The organism is Streptomyces sp. NPDC086777 (assembly GCF_040702065.1).
In the GTDB taxonomy this organism is placed as follows: domain Bacteria; phylum Actinomycetota; class Actinomycetes; order Streptomycetales; family Streptomycetaceae; genus Streptomyces.
The window spans coordinates 222,799-233,944 of sequence record NZ_JBFBJI010000011.1; the positions used below are offsets into that span (position 1 = coordinate 222,799).

8 protein-coding genes are annotated in these 11,146 nt (G+C 71.0%); 3 read left to right on the top strand and 5 right to left on the bottom strand.

The window, feature by feature from the left end; genetic code table 11:
• Nucleotides 1-38: 38 nt before the first annotated feature.
• The gene (locus AB0472_RS18250; protein WP_366357497.1) at nt 39-959 is read left to right on the top strand and encodes an FAD-dependent oxidoreductase; all 921 of its coding nucleotides are present in this window, start codon (nt 39-41) and stop codon (nt 957-959) included.
• A 4-nt stretch (nt 960-963) separates the two neighbouring features.
• On the opposite strand, the gene AB0472_RS18255 is transcribed toward AB0472_RS18250, so the two are convergent.
• Complete coding sequence (locus AB0472_RS18255) at nt 964-2,916, bottom strand: Xaa-Pro dipeptidyl-peptidase (protein WP_366357463.1); 1,953 nt, start codon at nt 2,914-2,916, stop codon at nt 964-966.
• Nucleotides 2,917-3,139: 223 nt separating this feature from the next.
• Between AB0472_RS18255 and AB0472_RS18260 the strand changes: the two genes are divergently transcribed.
• The gene (locus AB0472_RS18260; protein ID WP_366357464.1) at nt 3,140-4,609 is read left to right on the top strand and encodes a M1 family metallopeptidase; all 1,470 of its coding nucleotides are present in this window, start codon (nt 3,140-3,142) and stop codon (nt 4,607-4,609) included.
• Between the two features lie 70 nt (nt 4,610-4,679).
• Here AB0472_RS18260 and AB0472_RS18265 read toward each other — a convergent pair whose 3' ends face one another.
• On the bottom strand, nt 4,680-5,171 hold the full coding sequence (locus AB0472_RS18265; RefSeq protein ID WP_366357465.1) for a macro domain-containing protein: 492 nt from the start codon (nt 5,169-5,171) through the stop codon (nt 4,680-4,682).
• A 42-nt stretch (nt 5,172-5,213) separates the two neighbouring features.
• A complete protein-coding gene (locus tag AB0472_RS18270; RefSeq protein ID WP_366357466.1) occupies nt 5,214-6,683 on the bottom strand; it encodes an amino acid permease in 1,470 nt (489 codons plus the stop codon).
• Nucleotides 6,684-6,936: 253 nt separating this feature from the next.
• Here AB0472_RS18270 and AB0472_RS18275 point away from each other — a divergent pair, with 253 nt between their 5' ends.
• Nucleotides 6,937-7,656 carry a MerR family transcriptional regulator gene (locus tag AB0472_RS18275; protein WP_366357467.1) on the top strand — a complete coding sequence of 240 codons (720 nt, stop codon included), beginning with the start codon at nt 6,937-6,939 and terminating at the stop codon, nt 7,654-7,656.
• A gap of 36 nt (nt 7,657-7,692) precedes the next feature.
• On the opposite strand, the gene AB0472_RS18280 is transcribed toward AB0472_RS18275, so the two are convergent.
• A complete protein-coding gene (locus AB0472_RS18280) occupies nt 7,693-9,870 on the bottom strand; it encodes a 3-hydroxyacyl-CoA dehydrogenase NAD-binding domain-containing protein (RefSeq protein WP_366357468.1) in 2,178 nt (725 codons plus the stop codon).
• Nucleotides 9,871-9,910: 40 nt separating this feature from the next.
• On the bottom strand, nt 9,911-11,125 hold the full coding sequence (locus tag AB0472_RS18285) for an acetyl-CoA C-acetyltransferase (RefSeq protein ID WP_366357469.1): 1,215 nt from the start codon (nt 11,123-11,125) through the stop codon (nt 9,911-9,913).
• Nucleotides 11,126-11,146: the final 21 nt, after the last annotated feature.

Consider the following 11,146-nt stretch of genomic DNA (forward strand, 5'->3'; position numbering starts at 1 on the left):
GCTAACGTCGCGGTGTGCAGCCTGAGCTGAGGGACGAAGTGATCGTGGTCGGCGGCGGCGTGGTCGGACTGACCACCGCGGTGGTGCTGGCCGAGGCCGGGCGCCGGGTGCGGGTGTGGGCCCGGGAGACCGGCGGGCGTACGACCTCGGCGGTCGCCGGCGCGCTGTGGTGGCCGTACCGCATCGAGCCGGAGGCGCTGGTCGGGGAATGGGCGCTGGCCTCCCTTGTCGTGTACGCGGAGTTGGCGGCGCGGCCGGAGGAGACGGGCGTACGCCTGGTCGAGGGTGTACACGGCGGCCTGCGGCTGGACGGGCTGGGTGCGTGGGCGGCCGAGGTACCGGGGCTGGCGCAGACCGCTGAAGGCCTCACGGCCCGGCTGCCGTTGATCGACATGCCGGTCCATCTGCGGTGGCTGCGGCAGCGGTTGGAGCGGGCGGGCGGGACGGTCGAGGAGCGGGTGGTGGGCGCGCTGGGCGAGGTGCCCGCGCGGGTCGTGGTCAACTGCACGGGGCTCGGTGCCCGTTCACTGGTCCCGGATCCGGCGGTGCGTCCGGTGCGCGGGCAGCTGGTCGTGGTGGCGAACCCGGGGATCACCACCTGGTACACCTCCGACGAGGTGGCGGGGGGTGCCTCGGCCTACTTCTTCCCGCAGCCGGGCGGGCTGCTGCTCGGCGGGACGGCGGAGGAGGACGCCTGGTCGCTGGAACCGGATCCGGGGGTGGCCGCCGGGATCGTGGCGCGCTGTGCCGAGGTCCGGCCGGAGATCGCCGGGGCGCGGGTGCTGGCGCACCGGGTGGGGCTGCGGCCGTACCGGTCGGCGGTCCGCCTGGAGCACGAACCGCGGGCCGACGGCGGAGTGCTGGTCCACAACTACGGGCACGGCGGGGCCGGGGTCACGGTCGCCTGGGGCTGTGCGCGGGAGGCGGCCGGGCTGGTGGACACCGGCCCGGCCGCCTGAGCGGTCAGCCCGCGGGGACGCGCCGGACGGTGCGCGGCGCGCGGACGCCGTGCAGGGCGGTCTTCCCGGGGGCGGTCCACCGGGCGGAGGTGGCGCGGGTGAACGCGGCCGCGCCGCCGACCAGCGGGACCGTGGCCGTCGTACGGGACAGGTCCACGGTGAGCGTCGGGGTGGTGGACGGCGGATCGATGAGGTCCTTGTCCGTGCCGGCGATGATCAGCGCCAGGCGGTGGCCCTTGGGTACGACGTGGTCGGTGGCCGCCAGGTCGAGCGTGATCGTGTAGGCCTTGCCCGGGGTGAGCGGGACGCCCTTGCCGGGGTCGGCGTAGGTGCCGAGGTCGGCCCAGCCGCGGCTGAAGACGGTGTAGTCGACGGCCTTGGTCCTCGCCGCCGTCTTCAGGAAGCAGGCGCTGTCGCCTGCCGTGCTCTCGCCCCAGCAACTGCGGTCGGTGAGGGTGGTGATGCCCTCGGCGGCGTCGGCGTAGTCCCGGATGGTGTCCGGGCCGAGGTCGACCAGGACGGCGGTCAGGTGGGCCGTCGAGGTGGTGGGGGTGGCGGTGACGGTCACCTTCGACGAGCCGGACAGCCGCAGGTCCCGGGTGAGCGGCGCGGTGAGGAATCCGGCCTTGTCCGAGGTCGGGGTGGCGAGCCGGGCCGCCCAGTCGGTCTCGCTCTGCTGCGGGTCGTCGGTGAACGTCTCGGTGCCGGAGCCCTTGTGCAGGCCGAGGGTGCCGACACCGGCCTGGGTTCCGGTGGCGGGACGCAGGGTGGTGGTCCGGGTGTCGCGCGGGGGCCAGACGGAGGAGGTCACCCACTGGTCGGGGTGGCGCTCGATGTCGGCCATCGGCTCACGGTCGATGCCGTTGTCGTAGCCGAGGAGTTCGTGGTCGAACCAGCGGTGCAGGGTGTCGACCCAGGCGCCGCGCCGGTAGTCGAAGGGGTCGACGTGTCCGGTCTGGGAGAGCCAGATCTTGCGCTCGACGCCGTTCCTCGCGAGGGCGTCCCACCACTGGCCGAAGTGCTTGGTGCGGACGTTGAGGTCCTGCATGCCGTGCACGAGGAAGACGCTGGCCTTCACCTTGGACGCGTCCTTGACGTAGTCGCGCTCGGTCCACAGGCCGGTCCAGTCGCCGTTGCGCGGGGCGCCGTCGACCAGTCTCTGCTGGACGGCACCGCACTTGGCATAGGCGGCGTCGCTCTCGACGGCGCCGGCCAGCCAGTCGGGGCCCGAGTCGTAGAGCGGGGCGCCCTGGGCGAAGTAGTAGTCGTACCAGGAGGAGATGGCGCTGATCGGGACGATCGTTCTGAGCCCCTTGACGCCGGTGGCGGCCACGCCGTTGGCGATGGTGCCGTCCCAGCTCTTGCCGATCATGCCGGTCTTCCCGTTGGTCCAGCTCGCCTTGACCGTGGTGGTGCCGGTGCGGCTGCTGTAGGCCTTCGCGCGGCCGTTCAGCCAGTCGACGACGGCCTTCGCGGACTGGATGTCGGAGCGGCCGCCGACGTCGACACAGCCGTCGGAGCGGTTGGTGCCGGCCAGGTCGACGCCGACGACGGCGTAGCCGCGGGGCACGAAGTAGTTGTCGTAGAAGAGCGGCATCCGGACGACGTTCCCGTGGGCGTCGTACGTCTTCAGCTGGCTCTCGTTGCCGCGTCCGCAGCAGGAGTAGTAGGGGCTGGCGTCCATGATGACCGGCACCTTGCGGCCCTGCGCGGCGGGTTCGGCGGGCCGGACGATGTCGGCGGCGACCCGGTCGGTCTTCCCGTCGCCGTCGGAGTCGAGACCGGTGTCGACCCAGACCGCCTCGCGGACGGCGTTCGCGTACGAGTAGACGGGCCGGCTTTCGCGGGGGGCGCCGGAAGCCTGGGCCGCGGCCGGGGTGAGGAAGGCGGCGATCAGGGCGGCGACAGCCGCGACGGCGAGCGGTCTCCAGATCGTGAAGCGCGTGCGTTTCGGCATGCGGCGGACGCTACCCCGGTCAACTCCTGTGCAGAAGGGGGCATCTGGGGGACCGTCAGGCCGGATTGCGGCCGAATGGCGATCGTGTGACAGCAGGTGCCATGGACAGGCCAGGTGACACAGGGACTGAATAGGCTCCGAACAGTTTCGTGCTCCATCGACTTGGTGCGCCCCGTCGCGGTGCGGCGGACGCGCCTCGGCCCCCTACCGACCTGGAGTTCTCGTGCACCGCAGAATCCTCGCGCCGGGCGCCCTCGCGGCGGCCTCCCTGCTGCTGGCGATCCCGGCATCGGCCGCGAGTTACGGCCCCGGCGCGCCGGGCATCGGCGACCCCTACTACCCGTACTACGGCAACGGCGGCTACGACGTCTCCCACTACGACCTGCGCCTGCAGTACCAGCCGGCCACCGACGAGCTGTCCGGTACGGCGACGATCCTGGCGCGTACCACGCAGGACCTGTCCAGCTTCGACCTGGACTTCCTGCTGGACGTCAGCGAGGTGCGGGTCAACGGGGTACAGGCGGGCTTCGCCACGTCCGGTCAGCACGAGCTGGTCGTCACCCCCAGGTCGCCGCTGGCCAAGGGCACGCAGGTCACCGTCGTCGTCCGCTACAGCGGGGTGCCGTCGACCAAGAGCGCGTACGGCTTCGACACCTGGCACCGCACCCCGGACGGGGCGGTCGCGGCGGACGAGCCCGAGGCCGCCTGGTGGTGGTACCCGAGCAACGACCACCCGCTCGACAAGGCGACCTACGACGTGTCGGTGGCCGTCCCCGACGGCACCCAGGCCATCTCCAACGGCACGCTCCAGTCGACGAGTTCGCAGCGCGGCTGGACCCGGTACAACTGGCGGCAGAACAAGCCGCAGGCGACCTATCTGACCACCCTGGCGGTCGGGAGGTTCGACATCACGACGAGCACCTCCGAGGGCGGGGTACCGGTCGTCAACGCCTACAGCAAGGACCTCGGCGACAACGACGGGGCGGCGCGGGCGAGCGTGGAGCGCACCGGGGAGCTCGTGGACTGGCTCTCCGGCTACTTCGGGCCGTATCCCTTCGGTTCGGCCGGCGGGTACGTGCCGAACACCACCACCGGGTACGCGCTGGAGACGCAGACCCGCGTCTACTACAGCCCGAAGCAGTTCGCGAACGGTTCGAACACGTCGGTGGTCGTGCACGAGCTGGCCCACCAGTGGTACGGCGACGACGTCTCCCTCAAGGGCTGGAAGGACATCTGGCTCAACGAGGGGTTCGCGCGGTACGCGCAGTGGCTGTGGTCGGAGCACGAGGGTGAGGGCACGACGCAGGAGCTCGCCGACTACGTGTACGCGTCGCATCCGGCCGACGACGCGTTCTGGACGGTGAAGCCGGGGGATCCCGGTCCCGACGACCAGTTCGACATCGCTGTCTACGACCGCGGGGCGCTGGCCGTGCAGGCGCTGCGGAACGCGGTCGGGGACGACGCGTTCTTCGCGATCCTGAAGGGGTGGCCGAGGGAGCACGCGTACGGGAACGCTTCGGTGGCCGACTTCGAGGCGTACGCGGAGAAGGTGTCGGGGAAGTCGCTGTCCGGGTTGTTCGACGCGTGGCTGTTCCAGCCGACGAAGCCGGTGGCGCCTGCGGCGAAGGCCGTGGGGGCCGCCTCGCAGCCGAAATCCTGGAAGCAGATCGAGGCCACGAACTACGTGCGCTGAGCATGTGCCGGGTGCGGTAGGAGGGGGGCTGCGGGTCCGTTATGACTGGTCGCGCAGTTCCCCGCGCCCCTTACGGGGCGCTGTGCTCGCCGTAGTCGTAGACGGTGACCGGGATTCGGCGGGCCACCAGCCGTTCGTCTATCAGCGGCTCGACGCGGGACCATGTGCCGCCTGCCAGGCCGCAGCCGATGCGGGGCATGTGTACGGACGCGCCGCGTTCGATGGCCTCGTCGGCCAGCTTGCGCAGGGCCGTGTCGATCGCCTCGTAGCGGACCGGCACGCCCTTGCTGCCGGTTCTGGTCCCCCGTTGGCCGATCATGTTGGCCACCCAGATGTACCGCTCCACGCGGACCAGCTGGACCGCGCCCAGGCCGAAGTCGTTCGCGGCCCGGTCGCGGTGCCAGGTGCGGTACACCTTCTCGGGCTCCGGCCAGCGGCGGGAGAGGGCCAGGACGAAGCCCTTGCCCCAGCCGCCCAGGTCGTTGCAGACGTGCGCGATGACCTTGACGCCCTTGCCCGACGGTGCGGTGGCGTCGCCTCGGATGTACGTGATCTCCCCCATGACGTCACCGTAGGCGATGCCACTGACAGTGGCTCCGAGCTGCTACTTCGCGAGCTGGGAGAGCTCCCTGTCGGCCGTCCTGGAGACCCGGCGGCGGACGCCGAACCAGCCGGCCACCAGGAGGACGGCGATCACCGGGATGAGCAGGAGGGTCTTGCGGCCGACCTCGGGGTCGTTCCACATCATGCCGAGGCAGACCAGGAGGAAGGCGATCGTGGTGATCTCGGTCGCCGGGCTGAAGCGGAGGCGGAACGCGGGGCGCTCGACCAGGCCGGCCCTCGCGCGGCGGACGAAGACCAGGTGGCAGAGCATGATGATCACCCAGGTGCTGATGATGCCGAGGGAGGCGACGTTCAGCACGATCTCGAAGGCCTGGCTCGGCACCAGGTAGTTGAGGCCGACACCGAGCACGCAGACCGCGCAGGTCAGCAGGATGCCGCCGTAGGGCACCTGGCTGCGGTTCATGCGCGCGGTGAACTTCGGGGCCGAGCCGGCCACCGCCATGGAGCGCAGGATGCGGCCCGTGGAGTAGAGACCGGAGTTGAGGGAGGACATCGCCGCGGTGAGGACCACCAGGTTCATCACGTCACCGGCGCCCGAGACACCGATCTTGGAGAGGACGGTGACGAAGGGACTCTCGTCGGCCGAGTAGACCGAGCCGGGGAGGAGGAGGGCCAGCAGGACGACGGAGCCGACGTAGAAGAGGCCGACGCGCCACATGATCGAGTTCACCGCGCGCGGGACGACCTTCTCGGGCTCGGCGGTCTCGCCCGCCGCGACGCCGACCAGCTCCAGGGCCGCGTACGCGAAGATCACGCCCTGCATGACCAGGACGACCGGCATCAGGCCGTGCGGCAGGACACCGCCGTGGTCGCTGATGACGCTCACGCCCGGGGTCTGGCCGTCGACCTTGTGCTGGGTGGCGAGCAGGAAGATGCCGATCAGCATGAAGCCGACGAGGGTGGCGACCTTGATGATCGCGAACCAGAACTCCATCTCGCCGAAGATCTTCACCGAGATCAGGTTCACCGTCAGGACGACGGCGAGGGCGATCAGCGCGAGCGTCCACTGGGGGATGCTCGTGAACATGCTCCAGTAGTGGGTGTAGAGCGCGATCGCGGTGATGTCGGCGATACCGGTGGTCGACCAGTTCAGGAAGTACATCCAGCCGGCGACGTACGCGCCCTTCTCGCCGAGGAACTCGCGCGCGTACGACACGAAGGAACCGGAGGAGGGGCGGTAGAGGACCAGCTCGCCGAGGGCGCGGACCACGAAGAAGGCGAAGACGCCGCAGACCAGGTAGGCGAGGGCGAGCGCCGGGCCCGCGTTGTGGAGGCGGCCGCCGGCGCCCAGGAAGAGGCCGGTGCCGATCGCGCCGCCGATGGCGATCATGTTGACGTGGCGGGCCTTGAGGTCCTTGCTGTAGCCGGCGTCGCCCGCGTCCGCGGGCGCCTGGGCCGCGTCGGTCCGGGTGGCGGCAGCCTGTGCCGTGTCCACGGAGTCCTTGCTCACAGGGGGTTCCACTCTCTGGTGCGCCCGAGCGGGTCACGCTCGGGTGTCCGGATGTAGTCGGTCGGCGCGCTCGGTGGTGGGCACAGACCAAGGCGCCACCTTCCCCCGGACACCAGGGCGTATGCGATGGCACAGATCACAGAGCGGAACTTCTCACAAGGTCACGATCTTGGCGTGAAGATGAACATCGGTTGAACACATCGCGATCACCTTCCGGTGTCACCGTGCCGGTGTGACAGCGATACTGCTGCACATGACGACCGACACCGACGGCGACCTCGGAGAGCCGGCGCTCACGATCGACGAACTGGCCGCGCGGGCCGGCACCACGGTCCGCACGGTCCGCTTCTACGGCACCAAGGGGCTGCTGCCGCCGCCGGTGATCGGCCCGCGCCGGGTGGGCCACTACGGGCGGGACCACCTGGCCCGGCTGGCCCTGATCGAGGAGCTGCAGCACCAGGGCATGACGCTGGCCGCGATCGAGCGCTACGTACGGCAGCTGCCGCCCGGCCTGAGCCACCACGACCTGGCCATCCACCGGGCCCTGATCGCCTCCTGGGCACCGGACACCGAGGAGACCGTGACGGCCGGCGAGCTGCGGCGGCGGGCCGGGCGCCCGCTGGACGCGGAGGACGTCGAACGGCTCGTCGCCATGGACGTCGTACGGCCCGCAGGGGACGGCTACCGCATCGACCCCGGCCTGCTCCGGCTCGCCGTGCAGCTCCTCGACGTGCCGCTGTCCGAGAAGGCGATCCTGGCCGCGCGCACCGTCCTGACCGAGCACGCACGGGCGGCCGCGCGCGAGCTGTCCCTGCTGTTCCGGGCCGAGGTGGCGGAGCGGACCGAGGCGGACGTGAAGTCCCTCTCCGCGCACATGCAGCCACTGGTGGTCCAGGCCCTGCTGACCGCCTTCCAGCGGTCGCTCAGTGCGGAGGTGCACCAGTGGCTCGACGGCTCCGGGGACGGCTCCTGAGGAGGATCCGCCCCGCCCGTCCGGCTCGGCGCCGGCTCAGCGGCCGTCGGTGAAGGTCTCCCCCCGCTCCGCCTTCTCGACCAGCAGCGCGGGCGGGGTGAACCGCTCGCCGTAGGTCGCGGCCAGTTCACGCGCGCGTGCCACGAAGCCCGGCAGGCCGCCCTCGTAGCCGTTGATGTACTGCAGGACGCCGCCGGTCCAGCCGGGGAAGCCGATGCCGAAGAGGGAACCGATGTTGGCGTCGGCGACCGAGGTGAGGACGCCCTCCGCCACGAGGCGGACGGTGTCGAGGGCCTCCGAGAAGAGCATGCGCTCCTGCATGTCGCGGAACGGGATCTCGTGCCCGGGCCTCGTGAAGTGCTCGCGCAGACCGGGCCACAGGGCGGCGCGGCTGCCGTCCTCTGCGTAGTCGTAGAAGCCCGCTCCCCCGCTGCGGCCGGGGCGGCCGAACTCGTCGACCATGCGGTCGATGACCGCCTCCGCGGGGTGCGCGGTCCAGGTGCCGCCGGCCTCCTCGACGGCCAGCTTCGACTCGCGGCGGATCTTCTGCGGCAGGGTGAGGGTCAGCTCGTCCATCAGGGAGAGCACCTTGGCCGGGTAGCCGGCCTGGGCCGCCGCCTGCTCGACGGAGGCGGGCTCGATGCCCTCGCCGACCATGGCGACGCCCTCGTTGATGAAGTGGCCGATGACGCGGGAGGTGAAGAAGCCGCGCGAGTCGTTGACGACGATCGGCGTCTTGTTGATCTGCCGGACCAGGTCGAAGGCGCGGGCCAGTGCCTCGTCGCCGGTGCGCTCGCCCTTGATGATCTCGACGAGCGGCATCTTGTCGACGGGCGAGAAGAAGTGCAGGCCGATGAAGTCGGCCTGGCGCTCGACGCCCTCGGCGAGGGCGGTGATGGGCAGCGTGGAGGTGTTGGAGCAGAGCAGGGCGTCGGGGGCGACGACGGACTCGATCTCCTGGAAGACCTTGTGCTTGAGGGCGGTGTCCTCGAAGACGGCCTCGATGACCGCGTCGCAGCCGGCCAGGTCCTGCGGGTCCCCGGTGGGCGTGATCCGCGCGAGCAGGGCGTCCGCCTTCTCCTGGCTGGTGCGGCCCTTGGCGACGGCCTTCGCGCACAGTTTCTCGGAGTAGCCCTTGCCCTTCCGGGCGGCCTCGGTCGAGACGTCCTTGAGGACGACGTCGATGCCCGCGCGAGCGCACGAGTAGGCGATGCCGGCGCCCATCATGCCCGCGCCGAGGACGGCGACCTTGGTGACCTTGCGGGGCTCGACGCCCTGGGGACGGTTGGCGCCGGAGTTGACGGCCTGCAGGTCGAAGAAGAACGCCTGGATCATGTTCTTCGAGATCTGCCCGGCGGCCAGCTCCACGAAGTAGCGGGCCTCGATGACCTGGGCGGTCTCGAAGTCGACCTGGCTGCCCTCGACGGCGGCGGCGAGGATGCGGCGCGGCGCCGGGTAGGGGGCGTTGTTGGTCTGCTTGCGCAGGGTCGCCGGGAAGGCCGGCAGGTTGGCGGCGAACTTGGGGTTGGCGGGCGTGCCGCCGGGGATCCGGTAGCCGGGCTTGTCCCAGGGCTGCTGGGACTCGGGGTTGGCGTCGATGAACGCGCGCGCCTTGGCGAGGAGTTCCTCGGGGGTGGCGGCGACCTCGTGGATGAGCCCGTTCTCCAACGCGCGCGTCGCGTTGTACTGGGTGCCCTGGAGGAGGACCTTCAGCAGGGCGTCGGCGATGCCGAGGAGGCGGACGGTGCGGACGACCCCGCCGCCGCCCGGGAGCAGGCCGAGGGTGACCTCGGGGCAGCCGATCCTGGTGCCGGGGGTGTCGAGGGCGACGCGGTGGTGGCAGGCGAGGGTGAGTTCGAAACCGCCGCCGAGGGCCGCGCCGTTGACGGCGGCGACGACCGGCTTGCCGAGGGTCTCGATGCGGCGCAGGTTGCGCTTGACGGCGAGGCCGCCGTCGAAGAGGTCCTGGGCGGTCCCGGGGGTGACCCGGATGAGGTCGCGCAGGTCGCCGCCGGCGAAGAAGGTCTTCTTGGCGGAGGTGAAGATGACCCCCCTGATCGAGTCCTGTTCGGCCTCCAGCCGGTCGGTGACCGCGGCGAGGGACTCGGCGAAGGCCGCGTTCATGGTGTTGGCGGACTGGTTCGGGTCGTCCAGGACGAGGGTGACGACGCCGGTGTCGTCCTGTTCCCAGCGGATGGTGGTGCTCTCGGTCATGGCTCGTGTCTCCGTGAAGTCTCTTGGTTCCGCGGGGATTTCAGACGCGCTCGACGATGGTGGCGATGCCCATGCCGCCGCCCACGCACAGGGTGGCGAGGCCGTAGCGCTTGTCCTGGCGCTCCAGTTCGTCGACGAGCGAACCGAGGATCATCGCGCCGGTGGCGCCGAGCGGGTGGCCCAGCGCGATGGCGCCGCCGTTGACGTTGACCTTGTCCAGGGACAGGCCCATGTCCTTCACGAAGCGCAGCACGACCGCCGCGAACGCCTCGTTGATCTCGACCAGGTCGATGTCGTCGATGGTGAGGCCGGCCTTGGCGAGCGCCTTGCGGGTGGCGGGGGCGGGGCCGGTGAGCATGATGGTCGGCTCGGAGCCCGAGACGGCGGCCGAGACGATCCGCGCGCGCGGGGTGAGGCCGTAGCGCTCGCCGATCTCCTTGGTACCGATGGCGACCAGGGAGGCGCCGTCGACGATGCCGGAGGAGTTGCCCGCGTGGTGGACGTGGTCGATCTTCTCGACCCAGTGGTACTTCTGCAGGGCGACCGCGTCGAAACCGCCCAGTTCGCCGATGTCGGCGAAGGAAGGCTTGAGCTTGGCGAGGGAGTCGGCGGTGGTGCCGGGCCGCAGGTGCTCGTCGTGGTCGAGGACGACGAGGCCGGCGCGGTCCTTCACGGGGACCACGGAGCGGTCGAATCGGCCCTCCTTGACGGCCGTCGCCGCGCGCTCCTGGGAGAGCGCCGCGTACTCGTCCACGTCCCGGCGGGAGAAGCCCTCGATGGTGGCGATCAGGTCGGCGCCGATGCCCTGCGGCACGAAGTTGACGGCCAGGTTGGTCATCGGGTCGTTGAACCAGGCGCCGCCGTCCGAGGCCATCGGCACCCGGGACATCGACTCGACGCCGCCCGCGAGGACGAGGTCCTCGAAACCCGAGCGGACCTTGGCGGCGGCCATGTTGACGGCTTCCAGGCCGGACGCACAGAAGCGGTTCTCCTGCACGCCGGCGACCGTGTCCGGCAGTCCGGCGGCGATCGCGGCGATCCGCGCGATGTCGGAGCCCTGGTCGCCGACCGGGCCGACGACACCGAGCACGACGTCGTCGACGGCGGCCGGGTCGAGGTCCGGGAAGCGGTCGCGGATCTCGTGGATGAGTCCGACGACCAGGTCGATGGGCTTCGTGCCGTGCAGGGCGCCGTTCGCCTTGCCGCGGCCGCGCGGGGTGCGGATCGCGTCGTACACGTACGCTTCGGTGCTCACTGACAAGCCTTTCAACGAGGG